This is a genomic window from Microbispora sp. H10670 (assembly GCF_014161385.1).
Lineage (GTDB): Bacteria > Actinomycetota > Actinomycetes > Streptosporangiales > Streptosporangiaceae > Microbispora > Microbispora triticiradicis.
In genome coordinates, this window is record NZ_JABBWW010000001.1 from 266437 (window position 1) to 287914 (window position 21478).

The 21478-nt window shown below is 66.8% G+C and carries 20 protein-coding genes and 1 tRNA gene; 7 read left to right on the forward strand and 14 right to left on the reverse strand.

What is annotated here, in order from left to right:
- Nucleotides 1-42 precede the first annotated feature (42 nt).
- Complete coding sequence (locus HHX33_RS01325) at nt 43-498, reverse strand: GatB/YqeY domain-containing protein (RefSeq protein WP_111700472.1); 456 nt, start codon at nt 496-498, stop codon at nt 43-45.
- A gap of 81 nt (nt 499-579) precedes the next feature.
- Here HHX33_RS01325 and HHX33_RS01330 point away from each other — a divergent pair, with 81 nt between their 5' ends.
- Both HHX33_RS01330 and HHX33_RS01335 read left to right on the forward strand, forming a co-directional pair.
- Nucleotides 580-1512: a metallophosphoesterase gene (locus HHX33_RS01330; protein WP_111700471.1), complete on the forward strand. Its 933-nt coding sequence runs from the start codon at nt 580-582 to the stop codon at nt 1510-1512.
- A 35-nt stretch (nt 1513-1547) separates the two neighbouring features.
- Nucleotides 1548-1624, forward strand: a tRNA-Pro gene (locus HHX33_RS01335).
- Between the two features lie 489 nt (nt 1625-2113).
- On the opposite strand, the gene HHX33_RS35460 is transcribed toward HHX33_RS01335, so the two are convergent.
- From HHX33_RS35460 to HHX33_RS01350, 3 genes are read right to left on the reverse strand one after another with little or no spacing between them, the layout of a single operon-like run.
- The gene (locus tag HHX33_RS35460; protein WP_182872941.1) at nt 2114-3265 is read right to left on the reverse strand and encodes a tyrosine-type recombinase/integrase; all 1152 of its coding nucleotides are present in this window, start codon (nt 3263-3265) and stop codon (nt 2114-2116) included.
- A complete protein-coding gene (locus tag HHX33_RS01345) occupies nt 3262-3465 on the reverse strand; it encodes a helix-turn-helix domain-containing protein (RefSeq protein WP_182872942.1) in 204 nt (67 codons plus the stop codon). Before HHX33_RS01345 ends, HHX33_RS35460 begins: the two co-directional genes overlap by 4 nt.
- A complete protein-coding gene (locus HHX33_RS01350) occupies nt 3462-4973 on the reverse strand; it encodes a replication initiator (protein ID WP_182872943.1) in 1512 nt (503 codons plus the stop codon). The genes HHX33_RS01345 and HHX33_RS01350 overlap by 4 nt, the downstream gene beginning before the upstream one ends.
- Before the next feature lie 129 nt (nt 4974-5102).
- Between HHX33_RS01350 and HHX33_RS01355 the strand changes: the two genes are divergently transcribed.
- Entirely contained in the window at nt 5103-5945 is an 843-nt protein-coding gene (locus HHX33_RS01355; RefSeq protein ID WP_182872944.1) for a GntR family transcriptional regulator, read from the forward strand.
- 216 nt (nt 5946-6161) lie between these two features.
- Here HHX33_RS01355 and HHX33_RS01360 read toward each other — a convergent pair whose 3' ends face one another.
- The 3 genes from HHX33_RS01360 to HHX33_RS01370 form a co-directional block, all read right to left on the reverse strand.
- A complete protein-coding gene (locus tag HHX33_RS01360; RefSeq protein WP_259402014.1) occupies nt 6162-6872 on the reverse strand; it encodes a HEPN domain-containing protein in 711 nt (236 codons plus the stop codon).
- A gap of 4 nt (nt 6873-6876) precedes the next feature.
- Entirely contained in the window at nt 6877-8016 is a 1140-nt protein-coding gene (locus HHX33_RS01365) for a DUF262 domain-containing protein (RefSeq protein WP_182872946.1), read from the reverse strand.
- An 890-nt stretch (nt 8017-8906) separates the two neighbouring features.
- Nucleotides 8907-9185 (reverse strand): hypothetical protein, encoded by a 279-nt coding sequence (locus HHX33_RS01370; RefSeq protein WP_182872947.1) that lies wholly within the window; start codon nt 9183-9185, stop codon nt 8907-8909.
- Between the two features lie 112 nt (nt 9186-9297).
- Here HHX33_RS01370 and HHX33_RS01375 point away from each other — a divergent pair, with 112 nt between their 5' ends.
- Both HHX33_RS01375 and HHX33_RS01380 read left to right on the forward strand, forming a co-directional pair.
- Nucleotides 9298-9591 (forward strand): winged helix-turn-helix domain-containing protein, encoded by a 294-nt coding sequence (locus HHX33_RS01375; RefSeq protein ID WP_310741165.1) that lies wholly within the window; start codon nt 9298-9300, stop codon nt 9589-9591.
- Nucleotides 9575-10198, forward strand: a complete 624-nt coding sequence (locus HHX33_RS01380; protein WP_182872948.1) for an SMI1/KNR4 family protein — start codon at nt 9575-9577, stop codon at nt 10196-10198. Before HHX33_RS01375 ends, HHX33_RS01380 begins: the two co-directional genes overlap by 17 nt.
- 687 nt (nt 10199-10885) lie before the next feature.
- Here the strand turns inward: HHX33_RS01380 and HHX33_RS01385 are convergent.
- The 5 genes from HHX33_RS01385 to HHX33_RS01405 form a co-directional block, all read right to left on the reverse strand.
- The gene (locus HHX33_RS01385; RefSeq protein WP_182872949.1) at nt 10886-11563 is read right to left on the reverse strand and encodes a transglycosylase SLT domain-containing protein; all 678 of its coding nucleotides are present in this window, start codon (nt 11561-11563) and stop codon (nt 10886-10888) included.
- A gap of 48 nt (nt 11564-11611) precedes the next feature.
- Nucleotides 11612-12097 (reverse strand): hypothetical protein, encoded by a 486-nt coding sequence (locus HHX33_RS01390; protein WP_182872950.1) that lies wholly within the window; start codon nt 12095-12097, stop codon nt 11612-11614.
- Between the two features lie 95 nt (nt 12098-12192).
- Nucleotides 12193-14049 carry a DNA translocase FtsK 4TM domain-containing protein gene (locus HHX33_RS01395; protein ID WP_182872951.1) on the reverse strand — a complete coding sequence of 619 codons (1857 nt, stop codon included), beginning with the start codon at nt 14047-14049 and terminating at the stop codon, nt 12193-12195.
- A 2-nt stretch (nt 14050-14051) separates the two neighbouring features.
- Nucleotides 14052-14423 carry an effector-associated constant component EACC1 gene (locus HHX33_RS01400; protein WP_182872952.1) on the reverse strand — a complete coding sequence of 124 codons (372 nt, stop codon included), beginning with the start codon at nt 14421-14423 and terminating at the stop codon, nt 14052-14054.
- A 632-nt stretch (nt 14424-15055) separates the two neighbouring features.
- Entirely contained in the window at nt 15056-17908 is a 2853-nt protein-coding gene (locus tag HHX33_RS01405) for an immunoglobulin-like domain-containing protein (RefSeq protein ID WP_182872953.1), read from the reverse strand.
- 463 nt (nt 17909-18371) lie between these two features.
- Here HHX33_RS01405 and HHX33_RS01410 point away from each other — a divergent pair, with 463 nt between their 5' ends.
- Together HHX33_RS01410 and HHX33_RS01415 are read left to right on the forward strand one after the other, a co-directional pair.
- Nucleotides 18372-18536, forward strand: coding sequence for a hypothetical protein (locus HHX33_RS01410; protein WP_165900635.1), 165 nt, complete (start codon nt 18372-18374; stop codon nt 18534-18536).
- Nucleotides 18533-19564, forward strand: a complete 1032-nt coding sequence (locus HHX33_RS01415; protein WP_182872954.1) for an NAD(P)H-dependent flavin oxidoreductase — start codon at nt 18533-18535, stop codon at nt 19562-19564. Before HHX33_RS01410 ends, HHX33_RS01415 begins: the two co-directional genes overlap by 4 nt.
- A gap of 4 nt (nt 19565-19568) precedes the next feature.
- Here HHX33_RS01415 and HHX33_RS01420 read toward each other — a convergent pair whose 3' ends face one another.
- Together HHX33_RS01420 and HHX33_RS01425 are read right to left on the reverse strand one after the other, a co-directional pair.
- Nucleotides 19569-20285 (reverse strand): NADPH-dependent F420 reductase, encoded by a 717-nt coding sequence (locus HHX33_RS01420; protein WP_182872955.1) that lies wholly within the window; start codon nt 20283-20285, stop codon nt 19569-19571.
- 23 nt (nt 20286-20308) lie between these two features.
- Nucleotides 20309-21385 carry an LLM class flavin-dependent oxidoreductase gene (locus HHX33_RS01425; RefSeq protein WP_182872956.1) on the reverse strand — a complete coding sequence of 359 codons (1077 nt, stop codon included), beginning with the start codon at nt 21383-21385 and terminating at the stop codon, nt 20309-20311.
- Nucleotides 21386-21478 lie beyond the last annotated feature (93 nt).

Sequence of the window (21478 nt, forward strand, 5' to 3'; positions counted from 1 at the left end):
CGGGCGCTCAGGCGGAGGCCGCCCGGCCCGGTGTCGCGGAGGTCAGGCGGAGAGACGGGCGCGTACGGCCTGGGCGACGCGGCCGCCCTCGGCCCGGCCCGCGACCTTCGGGTTCAGGACCTTCATGACCTGGCCCATCGCCTTGGGGCCCTGTGCCCCGCTCTCCGCGATCGCCTCGTCGACGAGCGCGTTCAGCTCGTCGTCGCTGAGCTGGGCGGGGAGGTACTCCTCCAGCACCGCCTGCTCGTCCAGCTCCGCCTGCGCCTGCTCGGCCCGGCCGGCGCCCGCGAACGCCTCAGAGGCCTCGCGGCGCTTCTTGGCCTCGCGGGTCAGGATCTTGACCACCTCGTCGTCGCTGAGCTCGCGGGCCTCCTTGCCGGCGACCTCCTCGACGTTCACGGCCGCCAGCGCCATCCGGATCGTCCGGAGGCGCACCTCGTCACGAGCCTTCATCGAGGCCGCGAGGTCGGCCTTCAGCTTGTCCTTCAACGCACTCATGCGTCCCATCTTGCCGTGCCGAGGGCCCGGTCTTCGCCAGGTTATGCGGGAGGGAGCGCGAAGGTCGGGCATCATGGCTGTGTGAGGAAAGCCGCCGCGATTCCCCTGTCAGTGCTCGGCCTCGGCGTCGCCGGTGCCGGTTACGCCGCCGTGATCGAGCGGAACTGGTTCCGGCTGCGCCGGTTCGACGTCCCCGTTCTCGCTCCCGGGCAGCGGCCGGTCCGGATCCTGCAGATCTCCGATCTGCATCTCACCCCCCGCCGCGACCGGCTGATCAAGTGGGTGCGGTCGCTGGCGTCGCTCAACCCCGATCTCGTCGTGAACACCGGCGACACGCTGGCGCACCCCGACGCGGTCGAGGCGTACATGCGTGCCGTGGATCCGCTGCTCGACCGGCCGGGCCTGTTCGTCTACGGCTCCAACGACCTCTACGCCCCCCGGCCGAAGAACCCCGTCCGCTACCTCTGGCGTACGTCGAAGGGCGACTCCCGGCAGCACGTGCCGAACCTGCCCTGGGAGGAGCTCGGCGCCGCGATGCGGGAGGCCGGCTGGCTGGACATGAACAACACGACGGCCCGCCTGAAGGTGGCCGACCTCGACGTCCACGTGGGCGGGATCCACGACTCCCACATCGACCGGGACCGCTACGACGACATCGCCGGCCCGGCTCCCGCCGACGCCGACCTCCGGCTGGGCGTCATGCACTCACCGGAGCCACGCAACATGTCGCGCTTCGCCGATGACGGGTACCAGCTGCTCCTGGCCGGCCACACCCACGGTGGCCAGCTCTGCATCCCGTTCTACGGCGCCCTGGTCACCAACTGCGGCATCGACCGCGCCCGGGTCAAGGGCCTGAGCAGGCACGAGAGCTCCTGGCTGCACGTCTCGGCCGGCCTCGGCACCTCCCCGTACGCGCCCGCGCGTTTCGCCTGCCCGCCCGAGGCGACCCTCCTGACCCTCGTCCCGCGCCGGCCGGTCGCGTCCGATGGCACAAGCGGCCGCAAAGTCCGCTAGACTTGCCGAGGCGCAGGACGAAAAGTCCAAGCGACCGGGGTGTAGCGCAGCTTGGCAGCGCGCTTCGTTCGGGACGAAGAGGCCGTGGGTTCAAATCCCGCCACCCCGACCATGTAGTACCAGCTGAGAGGCCGGTTCCGAAGATCGGAACCGGCCTTCTGCGTTACTGAGTGACTAAGTGAGTGACTAAGCCCTACTGACCAGCGCGTAGATGACCAGGAAGATCCCAAAGAGCGCAGCGAACGGGGGCAGGGCCAGCGACTGAATCCCCGTGATGAGCAGCGCGGACGAGAACGCCGCTCGCGCAGCCTGGCCGTCGAGGGGGAGCAGCAGGCGCTTACTACCCACTGTGATCTGCACCAGAGCAGCTAAGTACCTGTACATCCATCTAGCGTCTGCGGTAGTGTGCGGGTAGTTAGAAGAAGAGTCATCCTCCATAGGAGGGCTCCTTTCGTTCGGAGCCGAGCCCTGGGGCGGCAACCTATACAGGGCTCCGGCTCGTACGGATGTTCGCCCCATCCTAGATGTTGGACCGTCATTCAGATACTCTCTGCCTGCAATTGATATAGTTGCAGGCTCTTTTTTATGCATTTCGGACGCCCTAATCAAAGATACGATCCATTGCTACGGCACCAGACTGGAGAACAGGGCGAATCTGCTTGCGATAAACGGCCTCTGTGACAGCAGTGCTGCTGTGGCCGACGAGGCGGGAGATCTCCTCCAGGGGAAGGCCGTTGTCCGAGAGCAGCGAGACGAAGCTGTGCCGGAGCTCTCGGGGTGTCCACTCGGCGGGGTTCACCCCCTCGGCGTCCTTGATGGCGTTGCGGAAGTCGCGCCGTACGTGCGAGGGATCGAGTGGGGTCCCGACCTTGGATGCGAACACGAGGTTGTTCGCCTGCCACTTCTCCCCCGCGGCTTCCCGCTCCCCTTTCTGCTGCTCCCTCTGGCGCTGTAACGCGTCCAAGCAGCGCTTGGACAGGGCGAGAGTCCGGCGCGATTTGCGTGTTTTGGTGTCGCCCCCGGCTCGCACAGAACGCCAGACGGCCACGTGCGGCGGCACAGGCGGATTGGCGTTCGAGTCACCGTCCATATCAACGTGATCCCACGTCAACGCCCTGAGTTCTTCCGTCCGTGCTCCCGTAAGCAGGGACAGGACGATGTAGGCGTACATCCGTGAGCCCTCGGCCGCCTTGAGTACGGCCTCCGCCTGAGCGAACGTGAGGGCCTTGGACGGGCGGCCCGCCTTGCCTTTGGGGACGGAGCAGAGCGCCACCACGTTTCGCTTGACCTTGTCGCGCGCCATCGCTCGCTTGATCGCCCGGTTCAGGCAGGAGTGAAGCCCTTGCAGGGTTCGCGTGCTCAGGGTCTTCGCCTTCTCGGCGAGCCACTTGTCCACGTCTTCCGCGCTGAGGTCCCGGAGCTTTCGAGCCCCCAGCGCGGGAATGATGTGGGTATTGCACAAGATCGTGCAGGCGGTGACGGTGCCCTTGTCGCGCCCATTGAGCCCGTAGGTCAGCCAGTCATTCACCGCGCGCTCCACCGTGTAATCAGCCGGAGCGATAGCGAGGCCGTCTTCGTAGTCGCGGAGTATCTCTTTGAGCTTGGCCTTGGCTTCGGTCTTTGTCTTGCCGCTGGCCTTCTTGACGATGCGCTTTCCGGCGGGGGTGTAGCCGACCGTTACGGAGGCGATCCAGCGTTGCCGCTGTTCGTCCCAGTGCAGGCCGCCGTCTCCCCGGCTGCGTCGTGTGGTCATGGTGCTTTGGCCTCCTGTTCGAGTAGGGAGATGTAGGCGTCGATGGCCGCGGCCGGGATTAGTCGGGTACGGCCCTGGCGGACGGTGCGCAGGCGGCCCGCCCGGATCTGCTCGTAGATCACGCTGCGGCTCAGGCTGAGCAGGCGCATCGCGTCAGTGACGCGGTAGAGCCGCCGGTCGTCGCTCCCGGGTTCGGTCATTCGGCCGTCCGCTGGGCGGCGATCTTTCGGGCGAGTTCGATGCGCTGGCGGAGCTGTTCGGCCAGAACGGCTTCTCCGGGGGTGTGGCCGCTGCCGGCGAATCGCCAGTGCGCGAGCACGAGCGTGGTCTCCTCGCCGGGGTCGGGCAGGCCGTAGCGTTCGCGCGCCTCCTTGGCGCGGTGGTCGGTGCGTGCCTGCCGGAGGTCGAGGAGGCGAGTGGAGTAGCGGCGGCTCTTGCTGGAGAAGTGGCCCCGGAAGCCGAGCATGTGCGCCCAGGGCCGGAGCCGGAGGCCCGCGAACTCCGGCCGCGCGCCGAGGTCCCAGCAGGTGCGGATCATGCGCCGGGCGTGGTCAGTGACGGGAAGTGCTTCCAGGTCGAGCCCCGGCTTGAGACCGGTCCCCTTGCAGCGGGCACAGGTGACCAGCAGGCCCCACCCAGAGGGACGGCCCCGGCCGCCGCACGTACCGCAAGACAGGCGGTGATCGACGGTCCCGGAGGCTTCCGCGCCCTTGGTGGCGTACTTGGCGATGTAGCCCGCCACCGCCTCCTCGCTAAGGCCGTCCAGGTCTCGGAACAGGAGGATGGGGCGAACGTCGAGCTGGTCACCCCAGCCGAGCAGGCGGGCGCCGATCTCGCTGTCCGGCGTGGAGATGTGAACCGCGCGGACGGCCAGCGGTATCGCCTCGCTGAGCAGGTCGGTGGTCGCCCACGCGGGCGGCCTGTCGGCCGGACCCTGCGGGCCGTCGAGCCGAATCACGGTGTGGAAGTGGACCAGGCCGCGCCGCTGATATTCGGCCACCTTGGCGAACGACAGCCGGACCTGCCGCGCGAAAGAGGTGCGGCTGATCCCGGCGAGCTTGGCCATCTCCCGACGCAGGCCGAGGGTGAAGCGGTGCCACAGCAGGCCCGCATGCGCCTGCCAGAGCACCGCACCTGGGTAGTCGTAGCACTGTGGGCAGATGGGCTGCCCGAGAAGCTGATCACCCGTGCCGTGGACCTCCGGGCAGCCCACCGGGTTCCCGTGGGAGCAGGTGCCACCGTTCTTGCGGGGGCGGCAGCGCAGCGTCTTGCCGTTACGCCCGCGCAGTGTGTGGACCGGCCCGAAGGACGGCGCGGTGAGGGTGGCGAACACACGAGGGTGTTCGCTGACCTGTTCCGGCACGCCTTTGCCGCCGGACAGGCCCGCCCGGATGAGTCGGTAGGTGTCGGCCTGATAAACCTCCGAGCACGCGGGGCAGACCGACGCGCGGCGGTTCCCGCACGCGACCAGCAGGTGCCCGGACGGTTCGTCGGCCGTCCGGTAGGAGTGCAGAACCTCGCCGGTCGCCGCGTCGATCACGTGCGATTCACCGGCCAAGTGCACGGGGTGGGAGCAACCACCGGTTGCCGCCACCATGGAGCGCCACCGCTCATAGCCGGGGTCGTTGAGGACCCGGACCATGTCGGTGAGCCATTCGGGGTGGGCGTCCGGTCCGTTCGTGGACGCCGGGTTTGCCTCCTCGTTCATCGTTGACCTCCTTACCTCGTTGCCGACAGGTAGTCCAAGACGTGCTACGTCTTCGGTCACATGGACATGTTAGCTAACACGTGCTACCTCTTGTAAAGACATCAACGACGAGAAGAAGGACAACGACACATGGCCGAGGAGAAGGAAGCCGCCCGCTGGCGGATCATCGCCGACCTCTTGCGCAACGACGTGCTGGAAGACCACTACCAACCCGGCCAGGCCCTACCAGGAGAGGCATTCCTCGCCAACGAGTACGCCACCTCCCGGCCGACCATCCGCAAGGCCATCGCCCAGCTCGCCGGAGAGGGACTACTGACCGTCGCCCACGGACGCGGCACATTCGTCCGCCCGACCCCCGACCGCCGCCTGATCCTCACCGGCTCGCCCGACCACGAGGACCTGCTGAGCCCGGCCTACGACCCCGGGAAGCAAGGATGGGAACACGTCACCGTCCCCAGCGAAGCCGAACGCGCCCAAAGCAAGGTCACCCCGAACTCGGCGCTGTTCATGACCGCCGAGGGCAACCGAGCCGACATCCTGGCGGTACGCCGCGGAACGATGGTCGTCTACCGCTACGCCTACTGGCAGCACACCAAGACCCGCGCCCGCATCCACCTGTCCTCGTACGCACTCGCCGACCAAGTCGCGACGATCAAAGGCGAAGGCTCAGGCCGGGAGATCGAATCCCACGTCGAGCCCGAGGACTACTACGCCCACCTGGAGCGGCAGCACGGTCCGCTGCGCTGGACCACCTCCGTCCACGCCCGCATGCCCTACGGCGAAACCTACGAGGATCTCGGCATGGAGCCGATCGGCACGCCCCTGCTGGTCGTGCGCCGGGTCATGCTCAGCCAGCACGGCCGCCCGCTGGAGTTCACCGAGATCGAAGCCCCCGGCGACCGCTTCGAAGCCGCACCCGTCAGCGACCACCACACCGCCGAACCGGGAGGGCTCGCAGCCCTTCGGGTGTAGGTGGCTCAAAGTTTCTTTACTGGTTCAAGGCGACGGCGCTCCGCGCCGCCGCTGGCGGCCCCACGCCCGCCCGCCGTCCGGGCGTGCGGCTCTCCGGCCGGTCCCGGACGTCGGCGGCTCGGGCCGCCCTACCGCAACCAGCGCCACGCCGTACCGACCGAACCCGCCAACCACACACGCGCCACCGCCGGCCCCCATACCACGAAGGCAAACTTCCTATATCAGCTGCACCGAGGCACCATTGATGATTTCCTCAATATACTGGCCTAAGGCGCCATGTAATACTCTTGCTAGCACCTCGACAAAACGAAGATTGTAGCTCAGCTCAGGACGAGAGATATGCATGGCCTGCGCAGTGTGAGCAACCTGGTGTCGAGAGTTTAGAATGCTGTCGAGCTTTTGACTTTCAAAGCCTGAAACTTCCTGCCTGCCCCACATCCTCAGAAACTCTTCGTTGCATTTCACGAAGATATCCGCTAGCCCAACGGATTTGAACATGCGCTTAACGCATGCAGCGTCGGGATTGCTATTTGTTGAGGACAGCGCTTTCGGATCGAAGCTGTCGCGAGCTAGCAGTTTAGCCGCCGCAAGTACATGCTCGAGACGCAACTCTCGCTCTAACCCCTTAGTAGTGTGGTCGCCCTTGAGAGCCAGCTCTAAAGAAGCGAAAGAAGCCTCAACTTGAAGCTTCTTGGGGAGGGCCTGCATCGGGACCTTAGCGGTCCTTAGTCGGTCTAGCTGTTCTTCGAAAAGATCCCTGAGGAACTTCTCGAATGAGGCGACCGTCAGAACAGTACATGCACCTCTCAGTGCGGAAACAATAGGTAGGTCAAGGCTATCGGGGGGGTCCGGGTAGATCGACTCTAACCCGATGAGAGCACGCACAGACTGCGCCCCCGCCTCGAGGGTCGCCAGGGCACCTGACATTGCCTCAGCCAACCTTTTTAGCGATCATATCCTGCATCATAGAAATACGATCTCGGAAGTAGCTCGGTGTGTTGGTCGCCGCGTCAACAGCACGCCTGAACATCGAGTTCTCAAAAAGTTCTTTGACTCCTTCGATAATTCCGCCCCTCTCGCCACGAAGGGCGTTCTCCGAGAAGTCGGCTACCGCGAAGATTTCTGCGTCGTACAGCGAAGCGAGCACCTGCCGGCGCCATTGCTGTTTTTCAGGCGACCACCGTTGAAACGCGCAATCACCGAAAGCGGCTCGAGCTTTTCTGGCGGCGGAACGAAAGGCCGCACGGCACTCCTCGACCTCATGCGCTGACATGTCGCGGTGGTCGGCCATGAAGGAGTCTAGCTTTCGCCCCATCCCTCCCGAGAAGGTATTCCAATTCTTCCTGAAGGTCAGGTAACGAAGAACGAACTCAGCGTCCCTCATTTCTCTGTAGATAGCAGACCGATTTTTGTCACGTATACCGAGTAGGCGATGGAATTCATTACTGACAGACTCTTCTAAGATCATGTCGTTCAGCAAGCCAGGCCACGCACTATTCCTGATCTCTTGCGGATTCAGCCGGATACCCCCGGTGTTCAGCCGCTGGAATACCTGATATTTGATATCAGGATCCGATTGCCGAAGGATAATCACAGCCCTGAGGTTTGCCCTGGTTTCGAGAATTGTTTGAAACGTCGTAGGCAACTCATCGAAAGTTAGGCCATTTGCTTCGCTGAAGACGGTCAGCCCTTGGAGGCTAAAGCGCCCAAACAGGAAGTCGCTGATTGCTGTTAGCCTCTGCTTGCCGTCGATAACAGAGTAGTGACCATAAGCATCCTCATTGAGAAAGATGTTAGGGATTGGCACATTCATCAGGAACGACTCGATGAGCTGAGACTTGCGGTCGTCATCCCAGCGATTTCGGCGCTGATAATTAGGAGAAAGATCAATTTTTTTGTTCCGGACAAGGTCGGTAAGCGACCGAAGATTGTAGTCCAGGACGCTCGTCAACAGATCCCTCTGCTTTGCCTCCCAGAACCCCACCGGGTCTACATCATACTCTGAATCTAGCTCTTTCTCGGATTCCTCAATATCGCGCGTAGTCTCGAGTCCCAACTCAAGCTCGTCCATCTGTCCGCTCACTTCTTCCCCTTCCTCGGGCTGATCCTCAGCATGTTAAGACACACACTATGACGTTGCTAGGAACTCCGAAAGGGACTTCATCCTGATGGTGCTGAGCAGGATGAGCGCAAGAAGTTGAGGGCCAGGCAAGGATGCCCGTTGACGGCGTAGAAGTGTGGCCGCCCCGCTGCTGCCGCTGCACGACGTCGAGGAGCGTCCTGAAATGTCCTGCCTTGTAGACGGAAGCTTTGACGATGGAGGAGACTCAGCGTGGTGGCATAAACGGCCGAGCAGGGGAGATGCCTCCGGCGGGGGCACTCCGGCCCCGAGGTGATCGCCGAGCAAGGGCACGCGCCGTAGGTGGCGGGGCTGATCGCCTCGCCCACCGTCGCCCCAGGCAGAGCCCAGCAGACCGGCTCCTACGGCGCAAGCCCGGCCGTGCGGGCAGGACAACCAGCGAGTACGGAAGGTCACCGGGAGCAGGTACACGCGAGGCCGGGCTTGCTCCTTCGTCCCCGGCCCGCTGCCGCTTCGCGGTGGGACGACGGCGTACGAGGCGATCGCTAGCGAACTCGGCCCAGCAGGACCGAATGCCACCAGAGACGAGCCTCGCCAGGCCGCCAGCCGCCCGCGTAGGAGTGCTCGGGTGGTTCCGACTGCACCACCTTGTGAATCTGGTAGATGCCGCCACAGGAGATCAGCTCATAGAACACGGCTTCGCAGTCGCAGGTGTAGTCCACGACCCGGTACTGCCCGCGAGGTTGAGAGACCCAGAGCAGCTTCTCCGGCTCGGGTACAGCGCAGCGGAGGTGCGGCGAGAGACCTGGGCAATCGGGCTCCTCCATCAGGTCCGCCGGGACACGTAGGAGGCCCGCAGTTTCGCGTCCACGTGGTGCCGCTCAGTGCGAGCTGTTCCGAGAGCCAGGGCACCGCGCTTCGCTGTTGGGCACAGCGACAGTCAGCGCGGCTTGTCGGCGAAGCTCCTCAGCCAGTTGCCCCACGTCATCGCCGTCGACGGTCTGGCATAGGCCGCGGTTGTAGTCCTCGTTCGTCAGGTGGCCGTTGCGCGTGGCCCACAGGCGTCCCGCTGAGCTTCGCCAGATGCTCCAGCCGGGGAACGCCTCCCGCAAGCCGCTGACGGTCAGGACAGGGACACTCGCCGTCTTCTCGCCGCTCATTCCGCTCTCCTCTCACAGGCCCATGAGCTGCATCGTAGGCAAAGAAAGCTATGGCACGCTATAGCGTGCTGTCCATCGCCACGGCACGCGGTGGCTTCCTACCGTTGCTCGCGTGGTGGAGTTCAAGGCCAATCAGCCCAGGTGGCGGCAGGTGTACGAGATCATCAAGACCCGTATCGCCTCCGGCGAGTACAAGCCTGGCGAGCGCATCCCATCACTCATCGCTCTGATCGAAGAGTTCGGCATCGCGAACGCCACCGGCCAGAAGGTCATGCGAGCCCTCAGGGCAGACGGTCTGATCCACACCGAGCCCGGCATGGGCAGCTTCGTCACCGCTCCTGAAGAACGCGATCAGTCAGATTCACCTACTCGTGAAGAAAGGGGCAGCGATGGCGAGCCTCGCTGACCTCACGGCGATCATCGGGCCTCCTCGCAAGCCGGCGCCCTTGGTGGACTGGGCCGCTATCGAGGCGGAGACCGCCCTTGTCTTCCCCGATGACTACAAGGAGTGGGCGGCACGGTACGCCAACATCCGGCTCAGTAACTTCCTCTACGTCTCCCGCCCTGACGCGGCGGGCGAGGAGAGGCAAGGAGTCATCGCCCGGCTCAACCAGCTTCGTCCGCTGATCGAGGAATGGGGCACGATCGACTTGGTGAACGACGAAGGCGAGGAGATCGAAGCCCCGCCTTTCCCGCTCTATCCCGAGCCGGAAGGACTGTACCCCTGGGGCGCCACGGACAACGGTGACTATCTTCTATGGCTCACCACCACAGATCCCTCGCCGTGGACGGTCGTGGTCACCGACGGGGCAACATGGTGGCACTTCCCAGGGTCGTTGACGGACTTCCTGGTAGGCATCATGTCGCGCAGCGTGCGATGCCCTCTCTTCCCTAAAGACTTCCCAGAGAGGACCGAAGTCGAGGAGTACACCCCCGAGGACTACGCCCGCATCACAGCGGAACACGACGCATGGCTCGCCGACCAACAAGCCCTCGAAAGGCAAGGGCGCTGACAGCTTGGCCCCGTTCAGAGGCCATGTGCGCAGGGTCGATCAGCTTTCAATCCGTCGCCAAAGGGTGCCCACCTCCAGCCGCAATGCTGGCAGAACTGAGTGACGAAGTGAGTGACGACGGCCGCGGACAGCCCCGGACAGCGCCGGATCTTGCTGGACTGAAATCACAGGTCAGACGCGCTATAGGCCGAAATGCCACCCCGATCTTGATTGCTTCGGGACGAAGAGGCCGTGGGTTCAAATCCCGCCACCCCGACCATGTAGTTGCAGGTCAAGGGCCTGATCGCTGGAGACAGCGGTCAGGCCCTTGATCGTTCGTTAGCGTGGCGTTAGCGGTTTGAACCCGATCATGTAGCCGTTAGCAACCCCAGGCAGCCCTAAAGATCCCCCCTACGGCACCCGATTGAACCTCGGCCCCAGGTCTGCGCTGCCGGTCCGTTAGCTCCCGGTCCTACTCACCACCCACTCATGTCGGCGTTGCCCGACTCGCAGCCCGGCTGCCCCGGCCTCCACGCGGTGAATGCTCATGGCCGACGTCATCGTGGAAGGTACGATCTACGCCACTCGACGCGGCGCTCGGCGACGGGTAAGGCTGGGACGCAGGGCTCGGCGGCCTGCCGAAGGACGGGAGGGCCACGGCGCCCTGGCGGCGCCGGCCACCCGGAGCTCCGGAAGCCGCTCGACGGGCTACCGGAGGTGCCGTACGGCGTCCTGCGCCGCGGGCCAGTTCCCGCGCAGGCGCTCCAGGTACGACCGGGCCTCCTGCCCCAGCTTCGCGCCCCGGGCGAACGCCCGCATGTTGCCCGGCCCGGCGTTGTATCCGAGAGCGAGCAGCTCGTCCTTCGTGTACGGGGTGCGCCACTTGGCCGGCAGGTGGCCGGCGAGGTCGTGGAGGTACCAGGCCGCGGACTCGATGGCCAGATCGGGGTCGTCGGGCAGCTCCTCCCACTGCCGGGCGGCGAAGTCGCGCCCCCGCTTGGCCTCGTCGAAGGCGGCCTTGTGCATGTTCGCTATGCCGAAGGCCGCGTCAGGCTTGAGCTTCTGCCAGGCCCGCTCCAGCGCCGGATCGTGCGGCTTGTTCGACTCGTTCAGCAGGATCGCCATCAGCAGCGACGAATGCACCCGGGCCTTGCTCGCATGGGCGACGACCCGAGGGGCGAAGCGTACGGCCTCGCGGTCCTCAGCGGAGCCGGAGGAGGGAGGGGGGGACGTCCGCTGAGGCCGATGCGCCCCCGGCGTGGCGGTCGCGACGGCCCCGGAGCCGAGAGGTTCGTGGTCTCCGCCGCAGGCGGCGGTGAAACCGGACACGGCCACTCCCACGGCCAGCGCGGCGAGACCGTGGCGGCGGCACTGACGCTTCCCCATCCTTCTGCTCCTTACGTCGCCGCTGCGAGTGCCCAGGACTCTCCGCGACTAACCGCCCTCGGAGCTCCACCCGCCCGGATAATCGGGGTCCCAGCGGCTTCTGCGAAGGAGGCTGGTCAGTGCGCGGCCGGTGAGGGGTTCGGCCTGACGGGCTGGGGCCAGCCGGTCACTCAGGTCACCGACGTGCAGGTCGACGACCGCCTCCGCCAGGTCCGCCAGCGTGGCGGCGGCCATCCGCGCACGCGACCACGCGGTCGCGAACAACAGGCCCGCGATGACCGCGCCGGGCCACCACCACACGGCCAGCAGCAGGTAGAGCGCGGACCAGCCCGTCAGGCGCGCGGCGGCGGCCAGCGAGTCGCGCGCGGCCTCCACCGCGGTCCGGCTCTCCTGCGGCACGATCAGCCACAGGTGCGGCCAGCAGGCGTCCAGATCGAGCCCGTAGGCCTCGGACACGTGCACCCGTGGGACGCGGAGGCGGTCGCCGATCCAGGCGGGCCTGGCGGGCTCCAGCAGGCAGATGCGGTCGGCCATCGCGAGATCGGACAGCGTGTGGGGCCTTCCTGGCTGGACAGGACGAACTGCTCCAGCTTGCGCGACGCGGAGATCTTGCGGAGCTCCGTGGACTCCTACGTCCGGGGGAAGAGCTTGTGCCGGACCTCGGCGAGGCGCTCGGGGACGCGGTGCACCGGGGTCGCGGTGATCACCAGCAGGCCGAAGCCCGACAGCATCACCAGCAGCGGGATCGTGATGAACGCCGGCAGGATGCTCGACGGCGGCGCCGAGACGATGAAGCCGACCATGCCGCCCGCCGCCGACACGTTGTCCATGCCGTCGGTCGGCCCGCCCGAGGGGTACGGCGTGCCGTGGGCGACGTGCACGATCCCGAGGATCCCGGCCAGCAGCGCGGTCCAGCCGATGCCCATCCTGCTGGTCTCGAAGTTCTGGTCGGCCCGGCGAAACAACCGCCAAGAAACCCAGGAGAGCGCCGCGGGCAACGACCAGGCCAACGAGCCGAGCAAGGCGCGAATCACCGCATTGGCCACCTCCATCCAGCCATCACCACTGTTGCGATTGATGACAGCTACACACATCGAAGCGACGATCAGCACCGCGAGCGCCACCCCGTCTCTTCGGCGATCGGGATCGACGTCGACAGACCGTTTCCAGGGGGTCCGGGCCAGATGGCCAACGCTGCGGGCCAGCAGCAGCCACGGCCCCATGACCAGCCTGCCGATCTGCAGGAAAACCCAGCTAAGCGGGTCACCGCTCCGCGACCGTCGCGCTGGTGGCTTCCGGCTGGTCCCCACACGGACTGGAGGGGTCCGCACGGGTGCAGCGGGCTGCGGGGCTCTCGCCGGCTCTGCGGCCGATACCCGGCCCCCGGCGTGCGAGTCCTTGCCCCGCGGCCTCCCCTCGGCTCTTGTCCGCCGGTCACCCACCGGTCGGCGTGGCAAGTCGGCGGCGGTGTTTTCCCCGCCGACCTGCCTGAACACCGGTATGGCCGCCTCTCCAGGAGGTGCCGGCCCGTATGGAGTGGTCCAGTCGGTGATGAAACGGGTGGCGCGGGCCGCTACCCGGCGATCTGCGTCAGACTGAAGGCGGCGCAGGACGGTGAGAGCGGCGGTGACGACGTCGCCGTCTGCGTTCAGCAGGAGTTTTGCCGTTTCATCCACGGCGGTCAGGCGGATCCCGGGGTGAGAGTTGCGCAGGGCATCGTGCAGACCGGGGGGAAGCAGGGCGGGCCTGGCGGCGTTCTTGGCGATGACGACCTTCCCGCTGACCAACGACAGCTTCTGCGGGTGCTGGGTGGGGTTCGCCTCGACGGTGCGCTCATAGGCGTAGTCGTAAAGTTCGTCGAGGTCCACCTCGCCATCGAAGTTGAGATCGGCGGCACCGGTCTCCAGGCCTTCGACAAGGAATCGCGTGAAAACAGACGTTGTCGCGTCGCCGACGACACCGCCGTCCTCGAATGCGTACTGCAGAGCGTCGGACGCGGTCAAAATCACACGGCCGTGCCCCTGAAGCTGCTGTGCCGCCTGCAACGTACGCGCCTGTTTCGCGATCATGTCTCGCGGAAACGCGCCACTGCCGCAGCAGTCGAGAATCACCACCTTGGTTCGGGACCTGCTGGGGTTGAGCACGTCCTTGACGAACTGCGCGGAAACAGCAGTGGAGCCGAGCAGGCCGAATCGGGTGTTCGTCATCGCGAAGAAGAGGCGACCCTCCGGATCCAGAAGCCCGTGCCCGGTGAAATAGAACAGCAGCAGATCGTCGCGTTTGTGCCCGCTGAAGAACGCCTCCAGCCTCGTGCTGACCACATGGGACGGCTCGTTGATGACGGTCTCGACCTCGAACGCCCCGATGCCGGGATCGCTCAGTACACGCGCCAACGCCCGTACATCGGCCTGAGGGCCACGCAGCTTGCGCAGTCGGGCGTCCTCGGTGTAGTCGTCCGATCCGACGAGAAGGGCGTACCTGCCCATGGTCAGTGGCGTTCCTGCTGCGCGATGAAGGCGTCGAGCAGCAGGCGACGCTCCTCATCGGTGGCGTTGGGCAAGGTGATCGAGTTGTCGCCGAACTGCACGGTCACCGTCACCGGCTCCTGACGTCGGCTCAGCCATCCGTTTATCGCCGCGATGATCGTGGTGATGACACCACCAGAGGCGGATAACGTCACCAGCAGCGTCGTCCAGATCGCCCCATCCCCCGCTTTGGCGTTCGCCGGGGCCGAGTCGGGAAGGTGCCTCACGTCGTCCACGTCCAGGTCGAGGAGTTCGCCGCGCAGGTTACGAGAAAGTCGCTCGATTTCGATTTCGTCCGCTTCCGAGCCGGCATCGAGAGACACCTTGAGTTCCAATATCCTCCTCCACCCTCAATCGCCCATCGCGCACCTAAGGTAAGACCCTCTATTCTGCCAGCAGCAGCAGACACAGTCGCCTGCATCTCACGACTCGTTCACCTACAGCCGCAATTAGGCTGCAGTGATGGGACGCGCCGTAGACCGGTACGACGTACCCGGCTGGCAGACAGAGCACCCCGTAGCAAGCAGAGCCCAGCGATCGAGGGAACCGACGGCTCGCATGACCGGCTCGGCCGTCATCTCACCAAGTTCCGGGCAGCCCTTTTCCTCCTAACCGATTTGAGGATTCAAACGCGTCAGGATGTGATTCGAGGCCATCACCCCACCGTGTCCCGGCCAACTGCTTGAGCGTCGTTGCCCTGGAATGTGGTTCAGCGACAACCCGGGCCGAGGCCGCTTCGGGACGAAGAGGTCGTGGATTCGAATCCCGCCACCCCGACCATGCAGTAACAGCTGAGAGGCCGGTTCCGAAGATCGGAACCGGCCTTCTGCGTTGCCGGGTGACTGCCTCCCACGCGGAGCGGAGCGGCATCGTGTCCTTCTGGCGGGCCGGCGAGGTTGAGCTCGCCGGCCCGCCACCTGCCTCCCGGCCCCGGTTCAGTAGCGGGAATGCGCCGTGGCCGGTCGGGTTAGGCGCAGTTGATGGCGGTGTAGGAGGGGTTGTAGGTCGAGGTGACCTGCCGGCCATCGATCGTCGCGGTCGCCGTCACGGTCGCACTGCCCGCGGCGATCTGCCCGGCCCTGGTGTTGAAGGACTGGTAGGCCTGCTTGCCTTGGGCAACGTCGGCCACGGCCTTCGAACCGTAGGGGGTGGTCAGCGTCACGTTCGCCGGCACGGCGGCGTCGTTGACCGCGGTCACGGCCACGTACGCCGTGGTGCCCACGCAGCGGGCGGTGGCGGTCACGGTCAGCGCGAGCTCCGGAGCGACCGGCACCGTGAACGACGCCGTGCCCTCCGACGCCTTCAGGTAGTCGATGCCGAGGTACTCGGCCTTGACCGTCCGGGTACCCGCGGGCAGACCCTCGGGCAGCGTGACCGTGGCCGCGCCGTCCTCCAGGTAGGCGAGCTTCGACCACGAGCCGATGCTGAACCGCACCTGACCGCCGGTCTCGAACCCGTCGGCCGCCTTCACCGTGGCGGTGGCCGTGGTCGTCTGGGCCCCGCTCGCGTACGGCTTGACGGCCACCTCCGTGGTGGTCGCGACGTCGCTGTTCGGGATCTTGCGGATGTCGTTCCACTCGCGGAGGGTGATCGGGATCACGGTGCCGTGACGCGGACGGACGACGCCCGCGTTGGTCATCGTGATCGCCTTGGCGTTCCAGGTCGGAGCCTCGATGTTCTCGTGGCATGCGGCCTGGTAGCCACCACCGTTCGTGTACCGGTCGCCCCAGAGGTAGAACTGGCCGGGGCAGGAGGTGTCACCAGGGTTGGCCTTGAAGATGATCGGCCCCTCGTACCCCTGGTCGGCGACCCACGTCGTGCGCCCCAGAGCCGGAGCGAGCGACTTCCAGTTGTTGATGTTGCTGTCCAGGAAGTCGGTGTGCTTCTCCGAGAAGATGTCCGAGCCCTGGTTGCCGGCCTCGTTCTTGGTCACGCGGTAGTAGTAGTCACCGACCCGGATCGCGGTCGTGTCGATCCGCGACAGAGGGGCCGGGTTCTGCCAGACCTTGGGAGCGGAGAAGGTCTGGAAGTCGCGCGTCGTGGTGTACCACATCTGCGCGTTCCCCTGACCGGTGCGGTTCACGGGGTCGTTCCACAGCGACTGTGCCCAGAACACGGCGTAGGCGCCGATCTCCTCGACCCACAGCGACTCGGGCGCGAAGGCGTTGCCCGCGTTGTCGGGCGCGACTTTCACGTGCCGCTGAGGAGTCCAGTGCACGAGGTCGTGCGACTCGAACACCTCGATGTACTGGGTGTCGTTGATGGCGTATCCGCCCTGGTCGTACCAGTTCAGGTCGGTGGCGATCATGTAGAACGTGTCGCCGTCGGGTGAGCGGACGATGTGCGGGTCACGAAGGCCCTGATCGCCCAGCTGGGAGATGAGCGACGGCCGGCCTCCGGTCAGCCCGGTCCAGTCCAGAGCGGTGTTCCCGTTGGACGTCGCGAACATGATCTGCTCGCCGTCGGCGATCCCCTCGCCCTTGAAGTACCCCAGGAAGTACCGCTCGCGCTCCTCGGAACGGGGCATGGCGGTGATGGTCACCGGGAACGACTTCGTCTGCGAGGCCGACCCCTTGGTGATGGTCGCCGTCAGTACGGCGTCGGCGTCCGCGCGGCCGAAGGCCGGACGGGTCACCTCACCCTTCGGGGTGACGAGGTCGGTGGTCGACTTCCAGGTGATCGTGGATCCGAACTCGCCGGTGACGGGGAGGTCGATGTTTCCGCGCAGGTCGTCGGTGTCGTGCAGGGTCAGGTCGAACGTGTCACGGCCGACCGCCTGCGCGTCGTCGAACTCGGCCTTCACCACAACGGGGATCTCCCGTGTGGTGACCTCCTGGGAGCCCTTGCGGACGGTCGCCGTGAGCGTGGCCGTCGCGTCGGGCTGCCCCTTCGCGGGCCGGGTGATCCTGCCGGTGACCGCGACCTTGCGTGCGCTGGGGAGGGCCGGCGGGGTGTAGACCTGGACGACCGACGGGTCCGAACTCGTCCACGTGATGGTCGAGCCCGCCACGGAGCCCACCTTGGGCAGAACGATGTCGCGTACGATCGCGCTGGTCAGGCCGAGGTCGATGGCTTCGGCGTCGGCGTGGACGCCGGTGGAGACGGTCCTTTTCGCCAGGGCGAGTGTCTCGTCGACGCTCACTGCCCGGTCGTAGACCCGGAAGTCCCGGAGCGTTCCGCGGAACGAGTAGTGGCTCGACGTCTGCGAGCGAGCGAGGAAGTTGCAGTTGGTCCCCGCGGCGTTCACCGACGGCGGCGTGGTCAGGTTCGTGGACGTCGCGTGCAGCACGCCGTCGAGATAGAGCCTGCCGGTCCAGCTCGTGCCGTTCGGGTTCAGCGACTGCGTGTAAGTGACGTGCGTCCAGGCTCCCTCGGTCATCCGGACGCGGTTCTGCTGGAGGTTCGCCGAACCCACCGCGACGCGGAACCGCTGGGTGTTCGACGCGAAGATGGAGCCCTGGGCGCCGGTGTCGACGTCGCACGAGCCGGACTTCGCGCCGAAGCCCCACATCTGGTGCTCGCCGACGTTCGCCGGGGCGATCCACACGTCATAGTCGACGGTGAGGTTCGACATGCCGGCGGTGAGGTTGTTCGGCAGCTTCACGTACGCACCGTCGAGGGCGCTCTCGTAGGAGCCGGGGTTGAACCTGACTCCATCGCCGGTCAAGGTCGCCTTTCCCGGATTCACGAGCGTGGCGTTCGCCGCCGAGCCCGCGCTACCCGAGTTGACCAGCGTCGTCCCACTGGTCTCGTCGAGGGCGAAGTGGTGCACCAGACCCTCGTCGAGCGTCCCCTCGGCGGCGTGCGAGGGCGTCGCCACGAACGAGACCGAGAGAAGCCCACCCAGTACCAGGCCGGTGACACCTCTGCCCTTGCGACTCAGCCTGTGACGTGACCTTTGCTGTCGCACTCTCAATTGGTCCTCCTTGATCCGGTCACTGTGATCAGGCCTCGTTGAGCGCTCCGACGAGACGAGGGCAGCACAGACAAAGTTCACCTCGCTGTGAGACATGGGGGGACGGCGTGAACTGGGGGGAGACTGGGCCATATGTCGCAGGTGTCCGGGTCTTGAATGCAGACACTAACCTCCAGCCCCAGCGAAAGATAGCCTCACCATAAGTAAGCTTTGTCAGTGAACCGATGAAAGCTATGCATGACCTGGATAAAGGCCTTATCCCCGTCTAACCAGGTCACGTGGGTTCTCACCGCCGATACTCGGTTCGGGGCGGAGAGAGCCGTACCTTGGTGATCTGCGCGGAGGCGGGACCAGAGAAGGGGCCAGCATGAGCAACCGGGGCCAGGAGGTCGCCGTGATCACCGGCTTGACCGTCCAGGGAGACATCTCCGGCCGTGCCACCGCCGAACGGGTCATCGCGGCCGGCGTGCTCCACCTGGAGACCGCCCTCTCCGTCACCAGCGGCCGGAGCGCAGGGCGCCGACTCCTGTGAACGAGGCACTGACCGCCCTCGGGGTGAGCGCTCCCGTCCTGGCCGCGCCGATGGCCGGCGGCCCGGGCACGCCCGCCCTGGTCGTCGCAGCGGCGCGCGCGGGCGGCATGGGCTTCCTGGCCGGCGGGTACAAGGACGCCGGCGCGCTGGGCGAGCAGATCGACCAGGTACGCGCCGGTGGGGTCCCGTTCGGGGTGAACCTCTTCGCGCCCAACCCGCTGCCGGTCGATCCGGCGGAGTTCCGGCGCTACGCCCGCACGATCGCCCCCGAAGGCCAGGCGTACGGCCTCGACCTCCTCACCGCGGAGGCCGTCGAGGACGACGACCACTGGTCCGACAAGATCGAGCTGTTGCTGTCCCGACCGGTTCCGGTGGTCAGCTTCACCTTCGCCGTTCCGCACCCGGCGGTCGTCAGGGCACTGCGCGCCGCCGGGACGCTCGTCGTCCAGACCGTCACCTCACCCGCGGAGGCGCTTCAGGCCGCGGAGGCCGGGGCCGACATGCTGGTCGTTCAGGCCTCGGCCGCGGGCGGCCACTCGGGCACGTTCACGCCCCGGCGGACCCCCGCCGACGTGCCGCTCCCCCGGTTGCTGGGCGAGGTGGCGGGCCGCGTGTCCCTGCCCCTCATCGGCGCGGGCGGGCTGGCCACCCCCGCCGACGTGGTCCGGGCGCTGGGGGCCGGCGCCGCCGCGGCCATGGTCGGCACCGTTCTGCTGCGTGCCGACGAGTCCGGGACGTCGCTCGCCCACAAGGACGCGCTGGCGGGCGCGGCGGGCCGGGGAACGGTGGTCACCAGAGCCTTCACCGGCAGGCCGGCACGGGCCCTGCGCAACCGCTTCACCGACCGCTACGGCGATCTCGCGCCCTTCGGCTATCCCGCGCTGCACCACCTGACCGGCCCCATGCGCCGGGCCGCGACAGCCGCCCGGGATCCGGAGCGGATCAACCTGTGGGCCGGCACCGGCCACCACCACGCCACTCCCGAACCCGCCGCCCGGATCCTGCGACGGCTCGCATCCCGCCTCTGAGGAATCAGGGCGTCGGGCAGGGCGACGACGTCACTGCGCCGCGCGCGCGGAGCACCTCGCGGCCGCGCCGCGACTCGGGGAAACGATCGAGCATGGCACGCAGTCCGGCCGCGTGGATGTTCGCGCCGAACGGCTCCGTGCCCGGCTCCGTGCGGACGCCCTCGGCGAGCGGGCCGGCGATCACGGGGTCGAAGCCGAGCGCGTCCACGATCGAGGCGACGACCTCGACGTCCTCCGGATCGTCGCCGGCGACGGCGATCGCGCGGCGGCCGGGGGCGCCGGCGGGACGGGCGTTCTCCTCCAGGTCGTGGTAGCCCATGTGATTGAAGGCCTTGACGACCCGCGCGTGCGGCAGGAACGCCTGGACGATCTCGCTGGAGGACGTGCGCGGGTCGGTGAGGTCGTCCCGGACCCCGTCCACGTCCTGCCAGTAGTTCATCGCGTCGAGCACCAGCCTGCCCCGCAGCGCTTCGGCGGGGACGTCGCGATGCTTGCCGAGTGGCAGGGCCAGCACCACGACATCCGCCTCGGAGGCGGCCTCCACCGCGGTCACCGCGGCCGCGCCGGGCGTGACGACCTCGACGGTGAGGGAGATCCGTGCGGCCTCCCCGGAGCCCGCTATCAGGACGCGGTAGCCGGCCGCCACGGCGAGGCGGGCCAGGACGGTGCCGAGCTTGCCCGCGCCGAGGATGCCGATGGTGCGGACGTCGCCTGCTTTCATGGTCGCTCCAAGTCGCCGATGGGTCACGCGTGGACGGTGCCGGCTGCGAGCAGCTCGCGTACGCGCGGGGCGACCTCTCGGCCCAGCAGCTCGATCGTGCGAGCACGGGCGTCGCGAGGAAGGTGCATGATGTCGTACTTGAGATCGAAACGGCTCAGGCGGAGATCGCGGGCCACCCTGACGATCTTGCGGGCAACCGTCTCAGGCGATCCCACGAAGAGCGCGCCGTCCTCGACCTCGGCTTCGTACCGCTCCCGATCGGGGGCGTAGAAGCCGCGCTCGGCGGCGAGATCCTCGACGACGGGCCGCCAGTACCGCCACCACGTCTCGACGGCCTCCTCGTCGGTGTCGGCGACGAGGCCGAGCGAGTGCTGGCCGATCGGCAGCGCGGGACGACCGAAGCGCTGGAGCGCTGTGAGGTACAACTGGACGTTCCTGGCGAAGCGCTGGGGCCGTCCGCCGATGACGGCCATCATGAGCGGCAGGCCGTGACGGGCCGCGCGCACCACGGAATCCGGGCTGCCGCCCACGCCGATCCAGGTGGGGATGCCGCCCGGCCGCATCCGGGGATGCAGTCGCTGCCCGGTGAGCGGCGGACGCACCGTCCCGGACCAGGTCACCCGCTCCTCGCGTTCGAGCCGCAGGAAGAGGTCGAGTTTCTCCTCGAACAGCCGCTCGTAGTCGGCCAGGTCGTAACCGAACAGCGGGAACGACTCCGTCGCGGAGGCACGGCCCAGCACGATCCGGGCCCGGCCGCCGGACACCGCGTCGAGAGTGGAGAACTCCTGGTACAGCCGGACCGGGTCGTTCGTGCTCAACACGGTCACGGAGGTGCCGAGCCCGATTCGCCGGGTGGCCGTGGCGATCGCGGCGAGCAGCACCGGGGTCGCGGAGTCGTTGTGTCCCTCCCGGTAATGCTCTCCCACGCTGAAGACGTCCAGCCCCACCGCCTCGGCCAGCCGGGCCTCCTCCACGAGCAGGCGTACGGTCTCGGCGTCGTCGAGCACGCGCCCGCCGTCCGTCGCCACCTCCCCGAACGAGTTGAGCCCCAGCTCGAAGCGTGGGTGTTCGGACCTACCGACGGTCGTGGTGCCAGACATACCGATCAACTCCCGTACGTGCGCCGACGGCCTGGAACAGGCCGCCTCAGCGACTCCGCATACCTGGGTACACGCCGGCGATCGGTAACTTCA

Coding starts and splice junctions, on each gene's coding strand:
- HHX33_RS01325 (WP_111700472.1), bottom strand. CDS start 498: ATGAGTGCGTTGAAGGACAAGCTGAAGGCCGACCTCGCGGCCTCGATG.
- HHX33_RS35460 (WP_182872941.1), bottom strand. CDS start 3,265: ATGACCACACGACGCAGCCGGGGAGACGGCGGCCTGCACTGGGACGAA.
- HHX33_RS01345 (WP_182872942.1), bottom strand. CDS start 3,465: ATGACCGAACCCGGGAGCGACGACCGGCGGCTCTACCGCGTCACTGAC.
- HHX33_RS01350 (WP_182872943.1), bottom strand. CDS start 4,973: ATGAACGAGGAGGCAAACCCGGCGTCCACGAACGGACCGGACGCCCAC.
- HHX33_RS01355 (WP_182872944.1), top strand. CDS start 5,103: ATGGCCGAGGAGAAGGAAGCCGCCCGCTGGCGGATCATCGCCGACCTC.
- HHX33_RS01360 (WP_259402014.1), bottom strand. CDS start 6,872: ATGTCAGGTGCCCTGGCGACCCTCGAGGCGGGGGCGCAGTCTGTGCGT.
- HHX33_RS01365 (WP_182872946.1), bottom strand. CDS start 8,016: ATGGACGAGCTTGAGTTGGGACTCGAGACTACGCGCGATATTGAGGAA.
- HHX33_RS01370 (WP_182872947.1), bottom strand. CDS start 9,185: ATGAGCGGCGAGAAGACGGCGAGTGTCCCTGTCCTGACCGTCAGCGGC.
- HHX33_RS01380 (WP_182872948.1), top strand. CDS start 9,575: ATGGCGAGCCTCGCTGACCTCACGGCGATCATCGGGCCTCCTCGCAAG.
- HHX33_RS01385 (WP_182872949.1), bottom strand. CDS start 11,563: ATGGGGAAGCGTCAGTGCCGCCGCCACGGTCTCGCCGCGCTGGCCGTG.
- HHX33_RS01390 (WP_182872950.1), bottom strand. CDS start 12,097: ATGGCCGACCGCATCTGCCTGCTGGAGCCCGCCAGGCCCGCCTGGATC.
- HHX33_RS01395 (WP_182872951.1), bottom strand. CDS start 14,049: ATGGGCAGGTACGCCCTTCTCGTCGGATCGGACGACTACACCGAGGAC.
- HHX33_RS01410 (WP_165900635.1), top strand. CDS start 18,372: ATGAGCAACCGGGGCCAGGAGGTCGCCGTGATCACCGGCTTGACCGTC.
- HHX33_RS01420 (WP_182872955.1), bottom strand. CDS start 20,285: ATGAAAGCAGGCGACGTCCGCACCATCGGCATCCTCGGCGCGGGCAAG.
- HHX33_RS01425 (WP_182872956.1), bottom strand. CDS start 21,385: ATGTCTGGCACCACGACCGTCGGTAGGTCCGAACACCCACGCTTCGAG.